Origin of the sequence: Roseateles sp., assembly GCF_965229315.1 — a bacterium.
In the GTDB taxonomy this organism is placed as follows: domain Bacteria; phylum Pseudomonadota; class Gammaproteobacteria; order Burkholderiales; family Burkholderiaceae_C; genus Pelomonas.
Genome location: NZ_CBDDJA010000001.1, coordinates 1 through 20,852 on the forward strand (window position 1 = coordinate 1; position 20,852 = coordinate 20,852).

Below are 20,852 nucleotides of genomic sequence, written 5' to 3' on the forward strand. Positions count from 1 at the left end.
ACGCTGTTCTTCGAATTCCACGGCAGCGAGCCCGAGGTCGCGCACCAGGTGAAGGTGGTGCGCGAGATCGCGGCCTCGCACGGCGGCCAGGACTTCGCGTGGGCGCACCGGCCCGAGGACCGCAGCCGGCTGTGGCAGGCGCGGCACGACATCTGGTGGGCCAACAAGGGCCTGCGCCCCGGCGCCGAAGGCCTGCCCACCGACGTCTGCGTGCCGATCTCCGAACTGGCCGACCAGATCGAGGCCGCACAGCAGGACGTGCGGGCCGAAGGGCTGATCGCGCCGATCTGCGGCCATGTCGGCGACGGCAACTTCCACCTGTGTTTCATGGTGGACCCGTCGGACGCCGCCGAGATCGCGCGCGTGAAGGCCGCCTATGCACGGATGATCCGGCGCGCGCTCGCGGTCGGCGGCACCTGCACCGGCGAGCACGGCATCGGCCACGGCAAGGTCGAGTTCCTTCGCGAGGAGGCCGGCGGCGGCTTTCGCGTCATGCAGGCGTTGCGCGCCGCGCTCGATCCGCTCGGCATCCTGAACCCCGGCAAGGTCACCGGGTTCTTCTGAGTTCATCGACCCCCTCAACCCCTGGAGATCTTCCCATGATGAAACGCCCCTTCCGGGTGGCGCTGCTCGCGCTCGTCCTCGCTCCTTTCGCCGCGCTGCCGGCGCACGCCGCCGATGCGCGCGTCAGCGTCACGGCCATCGTCGACCACCCCGCGCTCGATGCGGCGCGCCAGGGCATCGTCGAGGAACTCGCCGCGGCCGGTTACGTGGTCGGAAAGAACCTGCGCCTGGACTACCAGAGCGCGCAGGGCAACACCGCGACCGCGGCCCAGATCGCGCGCAAGTTCGTCGGCGACCGGCCCGACGTGATCGTCGCGATGTCCACGCCCTCGGCGCAGACCGTGGTCGCGGCGACGCGCGAGATCCCGATCGTGTTCAGCGCCGTGACCGATCCGGTCGCCGCGAAGCTGGTCAAGTCGTGGGAGGCCACGGGCGGCAACGTCACGGGCGTGTCGGACCTGCCGCTGCTGGACAAGCACCTGGCCCTGCTGCGCCAGGCGCTGCCGGCCGCCAAACGCATCGGCGTGGTCTATAACCCCGGCGAGGCCAACTCCGTCGCCGCGATCGCGCAGCTGAAGAAGCTCGCGCAGCCGGCCGGCCTGAGCGTGATCGAGAGTGCCGCGCCGCGCACCGTGGACGTGGCGAGCGCGGCCCAGAGCCTGGTGGGCAAGGTCGATGCGATCTACGCGCCGACCGACAACAACGTGACCTCGGCCTTCGAGGCCCTGGCCAAGGTGGCGGACCAGGGCCGGGTGCCGCTGATCGCGGCCGACCCCTCGCTCGCGGCGCGCGGCGCGGCGCTGGGCATCGGCACCAACTACCACGACCTCGGCCGCCAGTCGGGCAAGCTGGTGGTGCGCGTGCTCAAGGGCGAGTCGCCCGGCAGCATCGCCTCGCAGGTGAGCCCGACGCTGGAGCTGCTCGTGAACCAGGCCGCGGCGCGGCGGCAGGGGCTGGCGCTGTCCGACGCGCTGCTCAAGTCCGCGACCCGCGTGATCGACTGAGCGCCGGCCGGAGCATCGATGTCCCTCATCGCTTTCCAGGGCTCGCTCGAGGTGGGCCTGATCTTCGCGCTGGTCGCGCTCGGCGTCTTCATCTCGTTCCGGGTCGTGAACTTTCCCGACCTGACCGTCGACGGCAGCTTCCGCGCTCGGCGGCGCGGTGGCCGCGACCCTGCTGGTGGGCGGCTGGCATCCGCTGGCCGCGACGGCGGCCGCCTTCGCCGCGGGCGCGCTCGCGGGCCTCACGACCGGCTGGCTGCACGTCAAGCTCAAGATCATGCAGCTGCTCGCGGGCATCCTCGTGATGATCGCGCTCTATTCGATCAACCTGCGCGTGATGGGCAAGCCCAACGAGCCCTTGCTGGGCGCGTCCACCGTATTCAACACGCCGCCGCTCGAGGCGCTGCCCGGGCCGTGGACCACCGCGCTGGTGCTGCTGGCCGTCACCTTGGCGGTCAAGTTCGCGCTCGACCGCTACTTCGGATCGGAGGCCGGCCTGGCCATGCGCGCCACCGGCGGCAACGCACGGATGGCGCGCGCGCTGGGCGTGTCGACCGACCGGCTGTCGCTGTTCGCGCTCGCATTGTCCAACGGCATCGTGGCGCTGGCGGGCGCGCTGTTCGCGCAATCGCAGGGTGGGGCCGACGTGTCGATGGGCATCGGCACCATCGTGATCGGGCTGGCGGCCGTGATCATCGGCGAGACCCTGCTGCCCATGCGCAGCATCGCCTGGGCCACGCTCGGCTGCGTGGTCGGCGCGGTGCTCTACCGCATGCTGGTGGCGCTGGCGCTCAACAGCGACTTCATCGGCCTGAAGGCGCAGGACCTCAACCTCGTCACGGCCGTGCTGGTGACGCTCGCGCTCGTGATGCCGGCCTCGAAGCGTTTCCTGGCCCGGCGGCGCGGTGCCCTTGGCGCATCGAAGAAGAAGGAGGCCGGCGCATGCTGAAGGCAATGGACCTGCGCGTGACCTTCCATGCGGGCACGCCGATGGAGAACCGCGCGCTGCGCGGGCTCGACCTGAGCATTCCGCGCGGCGAGTTCGTCACCGTCATCGGCTCGAACGGTGCCGGCAAGTCGACCCTGCTCAACGCGCTCAGCGGCGACCTGCTGGTCGACAGCGGCCGCATCTTCATCGACGAGGTGGAGGTCACGCGCCTGAGCGCCTGGCAGCGCAGCGGCCTCGTGGCGCGTGTGTTCCAGGACCCGATGGCCGGCACCTGCGAGGCGCTGACCATCGAGGAGAACCTCGCGCTGGCCTGGCGGCGCGGCGAGCGGCGCGGGCTGCGCGCGGCACTGCGGGGCGAGCTGCGCCAGCTGTTCCGCGACCGGCTGCGCAGCCTCGACCTGGGCTCGAGCAGCGGCTGAACGACCGCATGGGACTGCTGTCGGGCGGGCAGCGGCAGGCGGTGAGCCTGCTGATGGCATCGCTCAAGCCCTCGCGCATCCTGCTGCTCGACGAGCACACGGCCGCGCTCGACCCGAAGACCGCGGCCTTCGTGCTCGCGCTCACGCAGCGGATCGTGGAGGAGCAGCAGCTCACCGCGATGATGGTCACGCACAGCATGCGGCAAGCGCTGAGCCATGGCTCGCGCACGCTGATGCTGCACGAGGGCCGCGTCGTGCTCGACGTGAGCGGGCCGCAGCGCGCCGGCATGGGCGTGCCCGACCTGCTGCAACTGTTCGAGCGCACGCGCGGCGAGGCGGTGGCCGACGACGCGCTGCTGCTCGGATGAGCCCCGCGCGCATCGGGCTTTCGCGCGTTGCCGGCGCGGCGCATGAAACATGCCGCGGCCGCCTCGACCCAGCCCAAAGCGCCATTAAATATGCCGGCTGGACGGCTTAATATTTTTCGTTCGACCATGAACCACTACCTGCAAGCGCATTGCATCGACGACTTCCGCGAACTGGCCCGGCGCGCGCTGCCGCGCATGGTGTTCGACTACATCGATGGCGGCGCGGGCTCCGAGTCGAGCGTGCGCGGCAACCGCAGCGCCTTCGACCGCATCCGGCTGCTCGGCTCCGCGCCGGTCGACGTCTCGCAACGCAGCACCGCGATGCAGCTGTTCGGCCGCTCGTGGACCCTGCCGCTGATCATCGGGCCCACCGGGCTGGCGGGCGCGGCCTGGCCGGGCGCCGACCGCTGCCTGGCGCGGGCCGCTCGCGCCTTCGGCATTCCCTTCGTGATGAGCACGGCCGCCACCGCGACCATGGAAGCCGTGGCCGAGGCGGCGCAGGGCAACGCCTGGTTCCAGCTCTACGTGTTCCGCGATCGCGCGATGAGGCGCGCGCCTGATCGACCGGGCGCGCGACCTCGACTTCGCGGCGCTCGAGGTGACCGTGGACAACCCGGTCGCGGGCCGGCGGCTGCGCGACGAGCGCAACGGCTTCAGCCTGCCGCTGCGCTGGACCCGCGCAAGCTCGCGAGCGTGCTCGCGCGGCCCGGCTGGGCCTGGCGCTCGCTGCGCGCCGGCGCGCCGCGGCTCGAGCTGATGGCCGGCGAGCTCGGCCTGCGGGCCACCCATACCATCGCGCAGACCATGCAGGCCCAGCTCGACCCGTCGCTGGGCTGGGACGACATCGCCTGGGTGCGCGAGCGCTGGCCCGGCAAGCTGATCGTCAAGGGCCTGCTCGATCCCGCGCAGGGCCGCCGCGCGCAGCAGCTCGGCGTCGATGCCATCGTGATCAGCAACCACGGCGGGCGGCAGCTCGACGGTGCCGTCGCGCCGATCGAGATCCTGCCCGAGTTCGCGAGCGAGACCGGTGGCCGCCTGCCGCTGCTGCTCGACAGCGGCGTGCGCACCGGCAGCGACATCGCACGCGCGCTCGCACTGGGCGCCACCGCCGTGCAGATCGGGCGGCCCACGCTCTACGCGGTCGCCTCGGGCGGGCGAGCCGGCCGTTGCCAGGGCGCTGGCCCTGCTCAAGGAGGAATCGGTGTTGCTGCCCGTGCTCAGCCGTGCGGCGGGCGCGGGCGCCAGCGCACGGCTGCAACTGGTCGTGCAGCAGCTCGAATCCTGCGACGGCCGCAAGCATCCGGAGGTGGTGCACCACAGCGCCGGGGGCCGGCTGGCCTGGCACGGCCAGGACGCCGCGCGCCTGAGCCTGACGCTGCACGCCCCCGCCACGCCGCCGCCCGACCCCAAGCTCGGCCCGGCCGGCATCGGCCATGGCGAGCCGCCGGATGCGCAGCGCGTGGCGCTGGCCAGTTGCGGCGTGCGCAACGCCGGCGCACCGCTGGGCAGCCTGGACATCGGGCTGCAGGTGCACGCCGCCACGCAATGCCTCGTCGAAGTGCGGCACGGCACACAGCCCGCGCTGGCCTGGCCGGTGGAGGGCGAACTGCCTGCGGTCAACGCGGCCGGCACGGCCTGCCGCCTCGAAGCCGACGGCCAGACGCAGCCTGTGCCCGTCTGGCTCAGGGCCTGGCAGGGGCTGCAGCCGCAGTCGCGCGCCGGCCTGGAGAAGCTCTTCAACGCCTGGAGCCGCCAGATGAGCGGCACCAGCGGCCGGCTGGAGGCCGAGCTGTCGCCGATGGTGGGCCAGGCCGGCGTCGCCTGGGGCTGGCAGCACGAGGCGGACGGCGCCATCGCCGTGCGGGCGCAGGGCACGATCAACTTCGCCGCGCTGGTGATGGACCTGCGCCTGACCGGCGAGCTCGACTGGGCCGGCAGCCGCGCCCGCGTGCAGCTGCGCGCCCAGGGCCGCAGCGAGTGGCGCATGACGCTGGACCAGCGCGGCGCGCAAGCCGCCGAAGGCCACGGGCTGGATCAGGCCAAGTGCAGCTGGCGCCATCCCTTCGCATTGAGCATCGAGGCCATCGCCACGGGCGACCCGGCGCTGCTGTCGGCCGGCCCGCTGGCCGAGCCGCTGCGCGGCGCCGTGGTGGGCAGCTGCGGCCTGCGCCCGCGCCCCGATGGCCGCGGCCACCAGTGGTTCTACCGCCTGGCCGTCGAGCCCGTGCACGTCAACCTGCTGAGGCAGGACCCCGCCGGCGGCACGCAGGCGCAGCGCCGCGAGCTGCTGCCGGCCATCACGCTGATCGACTGGAGCGCAGGGTGATGGGCCCCTCGTCCCACGCGTACGTGGGCCGGTCCCCCGAGGGAGCGGCGATGCTTGCCGGTTCGACCGCCAAGCACATCGCCCAGGGCGGGCCGGCCGGAGCGCGGCCCGCAACACGGGAGGCGCGCTGATGGACCGCGTCATGTGCCTGCATGTGCAGACCAGCGGCGAGCCGGTGGAGGTGCACGTCAACGGCGTGCCGGTGCTCAGCCTGCCGGCGGGGCCCGGCAGCCAGTCGGTCACCGTGCACGAATACCTGCAGAACGGCAGCAACCGCATCAGCCTCGTCATCGCGCCGCCGCCCATCGCGATGGCCGTGGCCGCACCCGACGCGCCGGCCCAGCCGCGCATGGCCTCGCGCGCCGCACAGGCCCGCGCACGCCTGGTGCTGCTGCGCCAGGGCAAGAGCCTGGCCGACGAGGCCGTGCGCGTGCTCGCCGAGGTGAACTGGGCGGTGGAGGAAGGCACCCCCTTCGAGGCGCCCACGACCGTGCACCAGGACCTGGAGCTGCCGGTGGGCTTCCCGCGCTGGCGCTGGCTGGACGCGCCGGTGCTCAGCCCGACACCGCAGGGCCGCCAGACCGTGCTGGCCCTGATCCAGCGCATCGCCTACGACCTGTCGCGCGGCAACCCGGACGCCTGGCTGGCCGCCTGCCGGCTCAAGCTGGAGGAGCTGGACCATGCCTATCAGCGCAACGCCGGCCACAGCGCCGCCGCGCTGCGCGAGCAGGTGCAGCGGCTGTGGCAGGCCGGTGTGCTGGCCACGCTGCAACCGCCCACCGCCGAGACGCTGATGCTGCGGCCCGTGGCCGGCGGGCGCCTGCTGGCCTGCGTCAACCCGCTGGGCGCGCCGGTGCTGAGCAGCGCGAATGACGACGTGACGCCCGGCAACATCGCCTGGCCCTTGCGGCTCACGCTGATCGAGGGCAAGGTCTATGTCCTGCGCTGAACACTCGCACTCACGAAGACACTACGGCCCATGATCCGCCTCAACGTCACCACCTTCAACGGCCTGCCGCTGAGCCCGCCGCTGTCCGCCCAGTTCGACGAACTCGGTGGCGACATCGGCCGGGCCGACACCAACCAGCTCGTGCTGCCCGACCCGGAGCGCACGATCTCTCGCGTGCATGCCCGCGTGCTGTTCCGCGCCCACAGCGGCTTCGGCATCGTCGACCAGGGCAGCAACGCGATCAGCGTCAACGGCGTGCAACTCGGCAAGGGCCGCGAGGCGCCCATCAAGCCGGGCGACCGGGTGCAGATCGGCGGCTACCTGCTGGTGGTCGAGGAAGGCGCCGCGCCGGGCAGCGCTGCGGCCGACCCGTTCGCCGACTTCTTCGGCATGGCGCCCGCCGCGGCCGCCACGACGCCCGGCGTGCGCCGCGAAACGCTCGCCGCCGACCCGCTCGGTCTCTTCGGCGCCGCCACGCCGCCAGCCGCCGCGCCGGCCTTCCCGCCCGCCGCCGCGCACGCCGCCTCACCCTTCGCCGCGGCACCGCCCCCTGCGGCCCTGGGCGGCATCCCGGCCGACTGGGACCCGTTCGCGCCCGCCGCCGCGCCCCGGCAGTCGCAGGCAGCCGCCCCTTCGGCCGGCGCCCGCGCGCTCGGCCTGGACCTGGGCGCCGGCGCGCCGGCGCCCCTCATCCCCGACATGCCCACCGGTGGCGGCCGAGGCGGCGGCGGCGATTCCCTGGACGCGCTGTTCGGCCTGGGCGCGCCCACACCGGCCGGCAACCCGCTGGCGAACTCGCTGCTCGGCGAGGCCATCGTCGCACCCAACATGGCCGGCCATTCAGACCCGATGCAGGCGCTGCGCATGCTGCCCGCCGCGGCCGGCCAGGCCATGGCGGATACGACGTCGGAACTCAACCGGCCCTTCATGCCGCCGGGCAGGCCGGCTGTCGCGCCGCCACCACCGGCTGCCGTGGAGCCACCGCCGGATGCGATGGCTGCGCTGAACAAGCTCGACCCGACGGACACGCTGCCGGGCGCCGTGGTGTCCTGGAGCGACGGCGCCGCCGAAGGCCGCACCATCATCCGCGCCGGCCGCAAGGCTGCAGCCCCGGCGCCGGTGTCCGAGTCCACCGTGGCGCCTGTACTGCCAGCGCCAGCGCCGCCTGCGGTCGCCATGCCTGCTGCCGCGCCGTTCTTCGCACCTGTGTCTGCACCGCCAGCCGCGGCACCTGCGGTGCCGCAGGCCGCCGTGCCGGGCGGGCCGGCCGACCAGGCCGCGCTGCTCGCCGCCTTCCGCGAGGGCCTGGGCATGCCCGACCTGCCCCACAACCTGGCCCAAGGCGGCCTGACGCCCGACTTCATGCGCCTGCTGGGCCAGCTGATGCACGAGTCGGCCCGCGGCACCGTGGACCTGCTGGTGGCGCGCGCCGCGCTCAAGCGCGAGGTGCGGGCGGAGTCGACCATGATCGTCGCCAAGGAGAACAACCCGCTGAAGTTCTCGCCCACCGCCGAGGTGGCGCTGGGGCATCTGCTCGGGCCGGCCGTGCGCGGCTTCATCCCGCCGCAGCAGGCCATGCGCGATGCCTTCGACGACCTGCGCGCCCACCAGCTCGCCTTCCTGGCCGGCATGCGTGCGGCCCTCGAAGGGCTGCTGCAGCGCTTCGACCCGGCTGCGCTGGAATCGCGGCTGAGCCAGAAGTCGGTGCTGTCCAGCCTGCTGCCGTCGGCGCGCAAGGCACAGCTGTGGTCGGTGTTCCAGCAGGAGTACCAGCAGATCGCCGGCGAGATTTCGGATGACTTCCACCAGGTCTTCGGGCGCGAGTTCCTGCGCGCCTACGAAGCCCAGCTCGACGCGCTGCAGTCGGGCCGCACCGAGAAAACATAAAGGACCCTTGTGCAGATCGAGCTGGCATTGATGTCGGAGCGCGGCGGGCGCGACTACAACGAAGACGCCTGCGGCCATTGGCACTCCGAGCGCTACCTGTGCTGCGTGCTCGCCGACGGCGCGGGCGGGCATGGCGGCGGCGACGTGGCGTCCAAGCTCGCCGTCAGCCACGTGCTGCAGGGCTATGCCAACTCGCCGGCCCACCACCCCCAGGCGCTGCAAGCGCTGCTGCTGGACACGAACCGCGAGCTGCTGGCCCACCGCGCCGACAACCCCAAGCTGCGCAACATGCATTCGACCGTGGTCGTGCTGTCCATCGACCTGCGCGACCGCCAGGCGCTGTGGGGCCATTGCGGCGACTCGCGCTTCTACGCCTTCCGCGACGGCCAGCTCGTGCAGCGCACGCGCGACCACAGCCTGGTGCAGTCGCTGATCGATGCCGGCCTGCTCGACGAAGCCGGTGCGCGCGCTCACCCGAAGCGCAGCGAGCTGTACTCGGCGCTGGGCACCGAAGGCAGCGACCTGCAGATCAGCGTGTCGCAGGCGCCCTTGCCGCTGTCCGGCCGCGAGGCGCTGATGCTGTGCACGGACGGCCTGTGGGAGTGGGTGCCCGACGAGGACATCCTGGCTGCCCTGGCCGCCGCACCCGAGCCACAGGCCTGGCTGAACGACCTGCAGCAACGCGTGCTGCGCGCGGCCGAGGGCCATCCGAAACACGACAATTTCACCGCCCTGGCCCTCTGGCTGGGTGCGGACTGAGGAGTTGCCACCATGCCCCAGCATTGCTGCACCGGCGCGATGATGACCTGCCCCTTCGGGGTGGCGCCCAGCACGCTGAACGTGCTGCCGAAGAACAAGATGCTGACCAGCAACATGGCGGCGGCCAACATCATGGACAACATCCCGATGGTGAACATCCCGCCCTTCGGCATGTGCAGCAGCCCGTCCAACCCGACGGTGGCCGCCGCCACCGCCGCGGCGCTGGGCGTGCTCACGCCCATGCCGTGCGTGCCCGTGTTCCCCGCACCGTGGGCGCCCGGCACGCCCACCGTCATGCTGGGCAACATGCCCGTGCTCAACAACACCTCGACGCTGAACTGCGCCTATGGCGGCGTCATCACCTTCAGCATGCCGGGGCAGATGACCGAAATGACGCCCTGACCCGGAAGGCAAGAAGTCGCCACTCGGGGATCCAGCCAGGCTTGCGCGCGTTCAGCGCCGCAAGACCGGGCAAGGGGCTTCAGTTCCTGCCGATCTCCACGCGACGGTTCTCGTCGGCATTCGGCTTGGCGGCGTTCTTGGGGTCGCTGGCGCCCACGCCCTCGACCACCAACAGCGCCGGATCGGCGCCCTTGCTGACGAGGTAGTTGCGCACCGACTCGGCGCGCTTGACGGACAGCGCCTGGTTGGCCGCCGGTGTGCCGGAGGCGTCGGCATGGCCGATGACGCGCACCTTGCGGTCGCTGCTCTTCTTCGTCTTGAGCACGTCGGCAAAGACGTCGAGCTGGCGCTTGAGCACCGGCGGCAGTTCGGCCGAACCCACCTTGAAGGCCGTGGCCGGCAGCGAGTACTTGAGGGCCGGCTTGAAGCCCATGCACTTGAAGCCCGAGGCTTCGAGTTCCTTGCACTTGTCGTCGGGGAACAAGCCTTCGGCGATGGCTTCGGCCGTGGGCACCGTCTTGCCCAGGTCGATGGCTTCGGGGGCTGAGGCGGCGGGGTCAGGCGTCTGCGCGGCCACCCAGGAATTCAGGGCAAGCCCGCACAATGACAGGGCGACAAGGGAGCGAAGCTGCTTCATGACGGGCACTCGGGTCGGCGGATGAGTCAATCGCTCGTTGAGTGACCGCCAGCGCCGAATGGTTCCCGACGGGACCGGGAACCAAGCCGGGGTCGCAGTCACTCACTGTCTGATCGCACGCCGCCAAGGCTGCTCCCTGTCCGTTTTGCTTTGCTCCCTTCGTTCCCATGAGGCAATCCCATCCATGACCTGGCGTGACCGAGTGATCTGGACGGAGGGCATGTTCCTCCAGCCGCAGCACTTCCAGCAACATGACCGCCACTGGGAACACCAGTGGCGCCAGCGCCTGCAGCAGGCCGTGGCCTATGGCTGGGGCTTCGCGGCGCTGAGCCTGGACGAGGCCTCGCTGACACTGGGCAAGGTGGCGCTGGCCTCCGCGCAAGGCCTGCTGCCCGACGGCACCGCCTTCGCCGCGCCCGGCAGCGACGCGACGCCCGCCGCGCTGGACATCCCGGCCGACGCCCGCAACGAGATCGTCGTGCTGGCCGTCACGCTGCAGCGCCCGGGCGTCGTCGAGACCGATGCTGAGGCCGCCGCCAGCGCCATGGGCGCGCGCTTCGTGACCGCCGAGGTCAACGTGGGCGACAGCAACTCGCAGGTCGACCGCGACGCCGCGCTGCAGGTCGGCCGCCTGAACCTGCGCCTGATGCTGCAGCGCGACGCCGGCGAGGGCTTCGCGACGCTGGGCGTGGCCCGCGTCGTCGAGCGCCGCGCCGACAACCGCATCGTGCTGGACCCGGCCTACGTGCCGCCGCTGCTGCACGCGCCCGCCCACCCCGTGCTGGACGGCTATGTGCGCGAGCTGTGCGGCCTGCTGAACCAGCGTGGCGAGGCGCTCGCCGCCCGGCTGGCAGCACCGGGGCGCGGCGGCGTGGGAGAGATCGCAGACTTCCTGCTGCTGGAGGCCGTCAACCGCAACCAGGCGCTGTTCAACCACCTGCGCGCCGTGTCGCTGCTGCACCCGGAGCGGCTGTACAGCACCTGCCTGTCGCTGGCCGGCGACCTCGCCACCTTCCGCGACAGCCGCCGTCCGTCGGCCTATGCCGACTACGTGCACGACGACCTCGCCGCCACGTTCAAGCCCGTCATCGACGACCTGCGCCAGTCGCTGTCCATGGTGATGGAGCAGACCGCCATCCCCATCGAGCTGCAGGACCGCGCCTACGGCATCCGCGTGGCCCTCATTCCCGACGTGCAATTGCAGCGGGCGGCCACCTTCGTGCTGGCCGTCTCGGCGCAGCTGCCCGGCGACGCGCTGCGCGCCCGCTTCCCCACGCAGGTCAAGATCGGCCCGGTCGAGCGCATCCGCGATCTCGTCAACCTGCAGCTGCCCGGCGTCACGCTGCGCCCGCTGCCGGTGGCGCCGCGCCAGATCCCGTACCACGCGGGCCACAACTACTTCGAACTCGAAACGCGCGGCAACGACCTGTGGAAGCAGCTCGAAACCTCGGGCGGCCTCGCCATGCACATCGCCGGCGAATTCCCGGGGCTCGAACTCGAGTTCTGGGCCATCCGCGCCTGACGCGCCCGACCCCACCTGACCGGTCCGCCCCATGAGCGATCCCAACAACGACGATCCCTTCGCCGCCTTCGGGCAGGACCGCACGGTCATCAAGCCCAGCGCCGGCCGCCCCGCCGCGGCAGGCCAGCCCCAGCCCGGCGCGCGGCCGGCGGGGATGCCTGCCGGCCAGGCGCCCGCGGGCCTGCCCGCCGGCCCTGCCGGCAAGGAAGCGCCGATGGCGCTGGACGCGCTGACGACCGCCAGCATGAACCCGCTGGTGGCTGCCGCGATGCCGCTGCTGTCGGCCGCGCCGCGCATCCGGCACAGCGCCCAGCATCCCAACCCGGCCGGACTGAAGGAGGCACTGGCCGAAGGCATCCGCGCCTTCGAAGCCAAGGCCCGTGCCGAGGGGCTGCCCAACGAGCAAGTCGTCGCCGGCCGCTACATCCTGTGCACGCTGCTGGACGAATCCGCCGCCAGCACGCCCTGGGGCGGCTCCGGCGCCTGGGCCGCGCAGAGCCTGCTGGTGCAGTTCCACAACGAGTCCTGGGGCGGCGAGAAGGTCTTCGCGCTGATGGCCAAGCTGGCCGAGAACGTGCCGGCCAACCGCAACCTGCTGGAGCTGCTGTACGTCTGCCTGGCCTTCGGCTTCGAGGGCCGCTACCGCGTCATGGACAACGGCCGCGCCCAGCTCGACGGCGTACGCGCTCGCCTGGCGCAGATGCTGCGTCAGGGCAGCAACCCCGACCCGGCGCTGTCGCCGCGCTGGCAGGGCGCTTCGGCCCAAGAGCGGGGCCTGCGCCAGCGCCTGCCGCTGTGGGTGGTCACGGCCGCTGTCGCGCTGCTGCTGATGACCGTCTACATGGTGCTGCGCTTCAGCATCAACGGTGCGTCGGACAACGGCTTCGCGGCGCTGCGCGGCTTCGACGTGAAGACCGCCGCCGTCGCCGCACCCACGCCCCCGCCGGCCGCGCCGCGCCTGGCCGGGCTGCTGGACCTGGACATCAAGGCCGGCCTCATCCAGGTCAATGACCTGGCCGACAAGTCCGTCGTCATCATCAAGGGCGACGGGCTGTTCAACCCCGGCAGCGCCGAGGTGTCGTCCGAGCTGCGCCCGCTGGTGCTGCGCATCGGCGAGGCCATGCAGCGGCTGAAGGGCTCGGTGCTCGTCACCGGCCATACCGACAACCAGCCCATCCGCTCGCTGCGCTTCCCGTCCAACTGGCATCTGTCGCAGGCCCGCGCCGAGGCCTTCCGCAACCTGCTGGCCGAGCGCGTGGAGATCGGCCGCGTGCGTGCCGAAGGCCGCGCCGACGCCGAGGCCGTGGCCGACAACGCCACGCCCGCCGGACGCGCCAGGAACCGCCGCGTCGAGGTGACGCTGATGGTGCAGGACCGCTGATCATCATGAAGAAATTCCTGTCCATCCTCTTCCACCCGATCACGCTCGCCGTGTTCGGCCTGCTGGTGATCTCGGCGCTGGTCTGGTGGGTCGGCCCGCTGATCGCGTTCGGCGAATGGCGTCCGCTGGACACCAGCCTCTCGCGCTGGATCGCGCTGGCCGTCGTCTGGCTGCTGGGCGTCCTGCGCCTGGCATGGGTGCTGGTGCGCCGGCGCCGCATCAACGCCGCGCTCGTCAAGGGCATGGGTGCCGGCCCGTCGGCCGCCGCCAAGGAAGACGCGGTGCTGCAGGAGCGCTTCTCGCAGGCCATCGGCCTGTTGAAGAAGTCCCCGGGCGCGAAAAAGGGCTTGTTCAGCGGCGGCACGTCGCTGTACGAGCTGCCCTGGTACGTCTTCGTCGGCGCGCCGGGCTCGGGCAAGACGACGGCGCTGCTGAACGCCGGGCTGAACTTCCCGCTGGCCGACAAGCTGGGGCAGGCCAGCGTGCGCGGCGTGGGTGGTACGCGCAACTGCGAATGGTGGTTCAGCGACGAGGCCGTGCTCATCGACACCGCCGGCCGCTACGCCACGCAGGACTCCGACAAGGAGACCGACGCGGCCGCGTGGGACACCTTCCTCGGCCTGCTGCGCAAGGCCCGCCCGCGCCGGCCCATCAACGGCGTGCTGCTGACGGTGAGCATCCAGGACCTGCTGGCCCTGCCGCCCGACCAGCGCAAGGAGCAGGCGTCGCGCGTGCGCGGCCGCATGCAGGAGCTGCAGCAGCGCCTGGGCGTGCGCGCGCCGGTCTACGTGATGGTCACCAAGTGCGACCTGCTGGCCGGTTTCAACGAGACCTTCGGCCCCATGGGCAAGGAGGAGCGCGACCAGGTCTTCGGCTTCACGTTCCCGCTGGCGGCGCAGCCGGGCGAGGAGGTCATGACCAACTTCGGCAGCGAGTTCGCCTCGCTGGAGAAGCGCCTGCGCGAGCGCCTCATCGAGCGCATGGAGGCCGAGAGCGATCCGCTCAAGCGCGCCGTCATCTTCGCCTTCCCGCAGCAGTTCGGCGGGCTGCGCGGCCTGCTGGGTGGCTACCTGGAGACCGTGTTCGGCGGCGGTGGCGCGCTGGACGAAGCCCCGCGCCTGCGCGGTGTCTACTTCACCAGCGGTACGCAGGAAGGCACGCCCATCGACCGCGTGCTGGGCGCGCTGGCGCGCACCTTCGGCGTCGAACGCCGCCTCACGCCGCCAGCCGCGGCCAAGGGCAAGAGCTACTTCCTGCACCACCTGCTGCGCAAGGTGGTGTTCGCCGAACAGGGCCTGGTGGGCCACAACGCCCAGGTCGAGCGCCGCCAGGCGCGCTGGCGCCTGGCGGGCCTGGCCGCGCTGGGCCTGGTCACGGTGACGCTGCTGGTCGGCTGGGGCTTCAGCTACTTCGGCAACCAGCGCTACATCGCCGACATCGAGGCCAAGCTGCCGGCGCTGAAGGACACCGTCGCCGCGCTGCCGCCCACCAGCGGCAGCGACCCGTCCGCGCTGCCCGAGGCGCTGGCCGCCATCCGCGATGCCGCCCAGCCGCCGGGCTTCGCGCTGAACAACCCGCCGCTGTCGCTGGGCTTCGGCCTGTTCCAGGGCGACAAGCTGGACGCCGGCGCGCAGGTCTCCTACCACCGGCTGCTGCAGCGGGCACTCGCCCCGCGCGTGGCGGCCCGGCTGGAGGAGCGGCTGCGCACCGCCAACCGCGACAACCTGGAGTTCGCCTACGAGTCGCTGAAGGCCTACCTGATGCTCTACACGCCGGAGCACCTGGACGCGCCGGGGCTGCAGGCCTGGGTGGGGCTGGACTGGGACGCCAACCTGGAAGGCAGCCTGGGCGCCGAGAAGGTCGCGCTGCTGAAGAACCACCTGGACGCGCTGCTGTCGCGCGGCGCCTTCGAGGTAGCGCAGCCGATGGACAAGACGCTGGTGGCCAGCGTGCGCGAGATGCTGGGCGCCTACCCGCTGGAGTACCGCATCTTCAGCCGGCTGCGCCGCGCGCAGATCGACGGCGACCTGCCGCCCTTCACCGTCGCCGCGGCCGCCGGCCCGCAAAGCCCCAACGTGTTCGTGCGCGCCAGCGGCCAGCCGCTGACACAGGGCATCCCGGGCATGTTCACCAAGGACGGCTACAAGAAGGCCTTCCAGACCTCGGTGGACCGCACCGCCAAGCAGCTCGCCGAGGAAGAGGCCTGGGTGCTGGGCACCAACCCCGCCACGGCCAAGCGCCAGGCGGCCGACAAAACGCTGGTGGAGCGTGTGCGGCGCCTGTACCTGGAGGAGTACGTCAAGGTCTGGGACGCCTACCTCGCCGACGTGCGCCTCGTGAAGCTCACCGGGCTGGACCGCGGCATCGCCGTGTCGCGCCTGCTGTCGGCGGTGGACTCGCCGCTGGCCGCCTTCCTGCGCGCCGCGTCCAGGGAGACCACGCTGATCGACCCGGTCAGCAACGACAACACGATCAACAAGGAACTGAACAAGCGCACCGACGACGCCGTGTTCGCCAAGGGCGGCGAGCTGGCCCGCCTGGCCGGCAACCAGGCCCGTGCGCCGGCGTCCCTCTCGCGTGACGGCCCGCTGGAGAAGATCGTCGACGACCACTTCGCCTCGCTGCGCCGCCTGGTGACCGGCACGCCGCCGCCGCTGGACGATGTGATGAAGATGTTCAACGAGGTCTACGTGCAGCTCAGCGCCGTGCAGGAGGCGCTGAAGAGCAAGTCGCCGCCTCCGGCCGGTGGCGGCGGCGGCAAGCTCAAGGCCGCGGCCGGCCAGCAGCCCGAGCCGCTGCGCGGCGCGCTGGAGACGCTGGCCGACGCGGCCGACAACCAGAGCCGGCTGGTGGAACGTCAGAGCCTGACCGGCGAGCTGCAGCCCGTCAGCGAGTTCTGTGCGAGGGCCATCGCGGGCCGCTATCCGGTGGCGCAAGGCTCCAAGGTGGACGTGCTGCCCGAGGACTTCGGCCAGTTCTTCGCGCCCGGCGGCGTGATGGACGACTTCTTCACCCGCAAGCTCAGCGCCCTGGTCGACGTGGGCACCAACCCGTGGAGCTTCCGGCCCACGGGCGACGGCACCAAGCCGGTGTCGCCCGCCGCGCTGGCCGACTTCCAGCGCGCCACCCGCGTGCGCGAAGTCTTCTTCCGCGGCGGCGGCAAGGCGCCGGCCTTCCGCGTCGACGTGCGGGCGCTGGAGCTGAGCGACGGGCTGAAGGAGCTGACGCTGGACATCGACGGCCAGGTCAGCAAATTCACGCCGGGCAGCAACCAGGTCGTCAGCCTGCAGTGGCCTGGTGCGCGGCTGAGCTCGCAGATCAAGCTGACCGGCCAGCCGGGCGGCACGCCCATCACCTTCGACGGCCCGTGGGCGCTGTTCCGGCTGTTCGACCGCTTCGAGGTGCAGGGCTCGCCGCAGCAGCCCGAGCGCTTCATCGTCGTCATGAACCTGGACGGCCACCGCGCCCGCCTGGAAGTGACGGCCAGCAGCGTGTTCAACCCCTTCCGGCTGCGCGAGCTGCAGCAGTTCCGCTGCCCGGGGGCGCTGTGATGCCGTCGCCCGTGTTTGCGCGGGCCGAGCGCTGGGCCGCTCCCGAGCCGGCCCGTCTGGCGATGTGCTGGCGGCTCGAAGCCACCAGCATCGCCGTCCCCTCGGGGGCTGAGGCCGGACACGGCAAGTCCTGTGGACTTGTCGTGCCTGCCGAAGGGCAGCGGCTCTGTCCGCTGCGCGGTCTGCAAGACCGACCGGCGTACCCACCGGGCGAGGGGCTCACATGATTGCGGGGTGGTACGGCAAGCTGCCGGCTCTCGGCGACTTCGCGTCTCGCCGCCTGGCACCGGAGTGGATCGCGCAATGGGATGGCTGGCTCGCCGCCGGCCTGCACCAGTTGCGCGAGGCCGCGCCCGACACCTGGCTGGACGACTACCTCGCCAGTCCCGCCTGGCGCTTCGCGCTGCTGCCGGGGTCCTTGCCCGATGGCTCGGGGGACGGGCTGCGCGTGGGCGTGCTGGTGCCGTCGGTGGACCGCGTGGGCCGCTACTTCCCGCTCGTCGTCGTCAGCGCCCCGCTGCCCCGGCCGGCCGACGGCGTGCACGTCGCGGCGCTGTGGCAGTGGGCCGGCCAGATCGAGGAGATCGCCGTCCAGGCCCTGCAGGATGACTGGAGCGCCGAGGCGCTGGACGCGGCGCTCGCCGGCATCCAGCCCCCCGCCGCGCAGCCGCCGGCCACGGCCGTCCCCGCGGCCCTGACCACGCTCATCAGCCAGGCCGCCTGGGACGGCCTGCAGGGCTGCAGCCTGTGGCTGCATGCCGGCAGCGGCCCCAGCGTGCAGCCGGCCCTGCCCCAGGGCGCTGCATTCGCCGCGCTCTTTCGACCGAACTGAGGATTTCGCACCATGGCCCACAGCGACTGGACCCCCAACTACGGCGAACTCGACGCCACGGCCCCCACCTGGGCGGCCAAGCGCCCGGTGCGCATCGCGCTGCTCGGCGACTTCGGCGCCGGCGCCGCGGCCGGCCGGCTGGACACCGGCGACGACCTGGCGCGCCACAAGCCGAAGTCCGTCGAGTTCGATTCCCTGGAGGACTGGCTGGGCCAGCAGGACCTGACGCTGACACTGCCCATCGGCAGCAAGCGCGGCGGCGTGAAGGTGCCCATCACCGACCTGGAGTCCTTGCACCCCGACACGCTGTTCCGCGAGCTGGACCTGTTCCGCAAGCTCAACGACCTGCGCAAGCGGCTGAACAACACCGCCACCTTCGACAAGGCCGCGGCCGAGGTCGCCAAGCTGGCCGGCGTGAAGAAGAAAGCCTCGCGCGCCGGCCGCGGCGTGCGCGCCCGGGGTTCGGCACCCGCAGCCGGCGCCAAGCTGGACGACTTCGCGCGCCTGACCGGCCGCACCAGCGTGCCGGCCAGCGACGGTGGCATCGACGCGCTGCTGCGCGACGTCATCGGCCCCTTCGTCGTGCCCTCGGCCAAGCCCGAGAAGGTCGCGCTGCTGAAGACGCTGGACAGTTCCATCGCCGACGGCATGCGCGCCGTGCTGCACCAGCCCGACTTCCAGACCACCGAGTCGCTGTGGCGCGGCGTGGACTTCCTGCTGCGCCGCCTGGAGACCGGGCCGATGCTGCAGGTGCACCTGATCGACATCAGCGCCGAGGAGTTTGCTGCCGACCTGAGCGCCGCGGACGACCTGACGGACAGCGGCCTGTACCGCCTGCTCGTCGAGCAGCCCAGCCAGTCCAAGGACGGCGGCTACACCTACATCGCCGGCCTCTACGAGTTCGAGGCCACGCCGCCGCACACCGAGCTGCTGGGCCGCATGGCCAGGATCGCCGACGCGGCGGGCGCCACGTTCTTCACCGCGATGGCCGTGGACGACCTGGCCAACCCGAAGAAGCCGCCGCACCCGCTGGTGGCCGACGCCTTCGACGCGCTGAAGGCGCTGCCCGCGGCCAAGCGCCTGAGCCTGCTCGGCCCGCGCTTCATGCTGCGCCATCCCTACGGCAAGAAGAGCGACCCGATCTCGTCGTTCGCCTTCGAGGAGTTCACGGCGGCCGACGGCCTGGCCGGCATGCTGTGGGGCCACCCGGCGCTGCTGGCGCTGACGGTGCTGGCCGGCCAGGGCGGCACGCCCACGGTGAACGACCTGCCGTTCCACCACTTCGTCGATGCCGACGGCGACAGCACGGCGCTGCCCAGCACCGAGCGCTTCATCTCGACGGCCGCGGTGTCGGCGCTGGGCGGCTGGGGCATCGGTGCGTTGGTGGCGCACAAGGGCGAGCCCAGCGTGCGGCTGTCGGGGCTGGGCAGCATCGCCGCGGCGGGCGCGGCGTCCAAGGCCGGCGCGCGCGCGGGCATCGAGATGAGCGTGCGCGCCAAGCTGGCCGAGGATGCGGCCCAGCCGGCCAAGCGCGGCAAGTCGGCGGAGGCCGACGAATCCGGCAGCGACAACGCCGGGGCATCGTCCAGTTCGGACGAGCTGGACTTCAGCAGCAGCGACGACTCGTCGTCGGGGTCCAGCGACGACACCGACCTGGACGCGCTGCTCGCCGGCCTGGGGGGCGACGACGACAGCAGCGGCGACACGCCGTCCGACGACAGCGCGTCGTCGTCCTCGGATGACGACATGGATCCGGAACTGGCGGCGCTACTGAAGTCGCTGGGCTGACGCGGGCCCGTCCTGCGCGCCAATCACCCGGCGATCCGGGCGCTGCGATGGCGCACGTCGCCCTGTCATGTCGTCTGTTGAAGCAGCGGCTTCGCGAACGGCCCTGAAGCGATGCTGCGCTGGAACCAGCGTGGCGCGTTTGCCACCAAGGAACGACGCGATCAGGGCATGCGCCGCGTGATCGCATGCCGACCCGCTGCAACCCAACCCAAGAGCACAGCGATGAAACTCACCTTCGACGACACCTTCAACATCTCGGCCTACGGCGGCAAGCTCTTCCAGGCGGACCCGCTGAAGCTGGACTACTCGCTGGACATCCCCGACGTCGAGACCGCCACGCCCGAGGGCAAGGAGGTCCAGAAGCTGGTCAATGCGGCCTGGTCGGCCAAGATGGCCGCGTGGAAGAAGGACAAGGAGAAGGAATACAAGGACATCCTGAAGCTGACCGAGAAGGCGCTACTGGAAACGGCCAAGAAGAAAGGCCCCGAGTTCCTGAAGGCGGCCAAGGGCGACAAGACCCTGGCTTCGAACAAGCTGATGCAGTGGCTCAGCGAAGAGGCCAAGGGCGCGAACGTGATGATCAAGAACGCGCTCTCGACCTTCGAGGGTGTGTGCCAGAAGTACATGCTCGAGTTGTGGGCCAAGGTGGGCGCCAGCATCGACAAGAAGTTCAAGACGGCGATCACCAAGGCCAAGGTCAAGGCGGTGCTGAAGATCGTCGGCCTGTCCATCGTCATCGTGGCCGCTGCGGCGCTGACCATCGCCGGTGCCATCCTGGCCGCCTTGGCCGCGCCGTCCGGCGTCGGCATCATTGCCGGCCTGGGCCTGGCAGCGGGCGGCATCGCCACCATCGCCAGTGCCGTCGGCCAGATCTACGGCGTCGTGGACAAGACCTGGCCGGACCACAAGAAGGCGGCCAAGAACGTGCGCGACAAGCTCATCGTGCTGAAGGATGCGCTGGTCTATGAAGAGGCCAAGATGGACAAGAAGAGCGACGGCACCAAGCTCGGTCCGAAGGAGAAGCTCAAGCTGCTGCTGGGCAACGTGAAGGGCAAGCAGAAGGACGTCAACGATGGCCTGAAGGCGCTCGCCATGTGGACCGGCAAGATGCTCATCGACATCGAGAAGAGCGGCCAGGCGGAACTCAAGCTCGAGAGCAAGCTCGACGAGTTGGACGAACTGCTCAAGAAGGCGACCGACGAGAAGCAGATCGCCGACATCAAGAAGCAGCAGGCCGCAGGCGTCAAAGAGATTTTTGCATTGCGCGGTGCCCGCGAGAATGCCCGCCGCTACCTGAAGCGCTACAACGAAATCTGCGATGAAGCCATCAAGGTGATGGCGGAAGAAGAGAAGCTGACCGCCAGCAAGCTCGGCACCGTGGTGAGCAAGATCGAAAGTGTGATGGCCTCCAAGGAAATGGAGACGCTGATCACCATCGGCAAGGGCACGGTCGAATTCATGAAGGGGTTCATGAAGTTCGCCAAGATGTGACGGCCGTGCGGGCTCACGGGGCTCGC

General features: G+C 71.4%; 14 protein-coding genes and 3 pseudogenes. 16 read left to right on the plus strand and 1 reads right to left on the minus strand.

Annotated features, from left to right (window positions below; all coding sequences use genetic code 11):
* The 10 genes and pseudogenes from ACO07H_RS00005 to ACO07H_RS00050 form a co-directional block, all read left to right on the plus strand.
* A partial coding sequence (locus ACO07H_RS00005; RefSeq protein WP_422009848.1) for an FAD-linked oxidase C-terminal domain-containing protein occupies window positions 1-564 on the plus strand: 564 nt, incomplete at its 5' end.
* Window positions 565-602: 38 nt separating this feature from the next.
* On the plus strand, window positions 603-1,568 hold the full coding sequence (locus ACO07H_RS00010; protein WP_413765718.1) for an ABC transporter substrate-binding protein: 966 nt from the start codon (window positions 603-605) through the stop codon (window positions 1,566-1,568).
* An 18-nt stretch (window positions 1,569-1,586) separates the two neighbouring features.
* Window positions 1,587-2,514 (plus strand): annotated as a pseudogene (locus tag ACO07H_RS00015) (ABC transporter permease).
* Window positions 2,508-3,301: pseudogene (locus ACO07H_RS00020) on the plus strand (ABC transporter ATP-binding protein). The pseudogenes ACO07H_RS00015 and ACO07H_RS00020 overlap by 7 nt, the downstream one beginning before the upstream one ends.
* Before the next feature lie 195 nt (window positions 3,302-3,496).
* Window positions 3,497-4,405 (plus strand): annotated as a pseudogene (locus tag ACO07H_RS00025) (alpha-hydroxy acid oxidase); the annotation flags it as partial.
* Window positions 4,406-4,502: 97 nt separating this feature from the next.
* Entirely contained in the window at window positions 4,503-5,627 is a 1,125-nt protein-coding gene (locus tag ACO07H_RS00030) for a hypothetical protein (protein ID WP_422009850.1), read from the plus strand.
* 130 nt (window positions 5,628-5,757) lie between these two features.
* Entirely contained in the window at window positions 5,758-6,576 is an 819-nt protein-coding gene (locus tag ACO07H_RS00035) for a hypothetical protein (protein WP_422009852.1), read from the plus strand.
* A 30-nt stretch (window positions 6,577-6,606) separates the two neighbouring features.
* The gene (gene tagH, locus ACO07H_RS00040; protein WP_422009854.1) at window positions 6,607-8,463 is read left to right on the plus strand and encodes a type VI secretion system-associated FHA domain protein TagH; all 1,857 of its coding nucleotides are present in this window, start codon (window positions 6,607-6,609) and stop codon (window positions 8,461-8,463) included.
* A 9-nt stretch (window positions 8,464-8,472) separates the two neighbouring features.
* Complete coding sequence (locus ACO07H_RS00045; RefSeq protein ID WP_422009856.1) at window positions 8,473-9,222, plus strand: PP2C family protein-serine/threonine phosphatase; 750 nt, start codon at window positions 8,473-8,475, stop codon at window positions 9,220-9,222.
* A 12-nt stretch (window positions 9,223-9,234) separates the two neighbouring features.
* Window positions 9,235-9,624, plus strand: a complete 390-nt coding sequence (locus tag ACO07H_RS00050) for a DUF4280 domain-containing protein (RefSeq protein ID WP_422009858.1) — start codon at window positions 9,235-9,237, stop codon at window positions 9,622-9,624.
* Window positions 9,625-9,703: 79 nt separating this feature from the next.
* Here ACO07H_RS00050 and ACO07H_RS00055 read toward each other — a convergent pair whose 3' ends face one another.
* Entirely contained in the window at window positions 9,704-10,201 is a 498-nt protein-coding gene (locus tag ACO07H_RS00055) for an OmpA family protein (protein ID WP_422009860.1), read from the minus strand.
* Between the two features lie 244 nt (window positions 10,202-10,445).
* Between ACO07H_RS00055 and tssK the strand changes: the two genes are divergently transcribed.
* From tssK to ACO07H_RS00085, 6 genes are all read left to right on the plus strand, one after another.
* Window positions 10,446-11,783 (plus strand): type VI secretion system baseplate subunit TssK, encoded by a 1,338-nt coding sequence (gene tssK, locus ACO07H_RS00060; RefSeq protein WP_422009862.1) that lies wholly within the window; start codon window positions 10,446-10,448, stop codon window positions 11,781-11,783.
* Between the two features lie 31 nt (window positions 11,784-11,814).
* A complete protein-coding gene (locus ACO07H_RS00065; protein WP_422009864.1) occupies window positions 11,815-13,164 on the plus strand; it encodes a DotU family type VI secretion system protein in 1,350 nt (449 codons plus the stop codon).
* 5 nt (window positions 13,165-13,169) lie between these two features.
* Window positions 13,170-16,715, plus strand: a complete 3,546-nt coding sequence (gene tssM / locus ACO07H_RS00070; protein ID WP_422009866.1) for a type VI secretion system membrane subunit TssM — start codon at window positions 13,170-13,172, stop codon at window positions 16,713-16,715.
* A 223-nt stretch (window positions 16,716-16,938) separates the two neighbouring features.
* Window positions 16,939-17,547 carry a type VI secretion system-associated protein TagF gene (gene tagF / locus ACO07H_RS00075; protein ID WP_422009868.1) on the plus strand — a complete coding sequence of 203 codons (609 nt, stop codon included), beginning with the start codon at window positions 16,939-16,941 and terminating at the stop codon, window positions 17,545-17,547.
* Between the two features lie 12 nt (window positions 17,548-17,559).
* Window positions 17,560-19,335, plus strand: a complete 1,776-nt coding sequence (locus tag ACO07H_RS00080) for a type VI secretion system contractile sheath domain-containing protein (protein WP_422009870.1) — start codon at window positions 17,560-17,562, stop codon at window positions 19,333-19,335.
* A gap of 222 nt (window positions 19,336-19,557) precedes the next feature.
* Window positions 19,558-20,826 carry a hypothetical protein gene (locus ACO07H_RS00085; protein ID WP_422009872.1) on the plus strand — a complete coding sequence of 423 codons (1,269 nt, stop codon included), beginning with the start codon at window positions 19,558-19,560 and terminating at the stop codon, window positions 20,824-20,826.
* The last annotated feature ends 26 nt before the right edge of the window (window positions 20,827-20,852 follow it).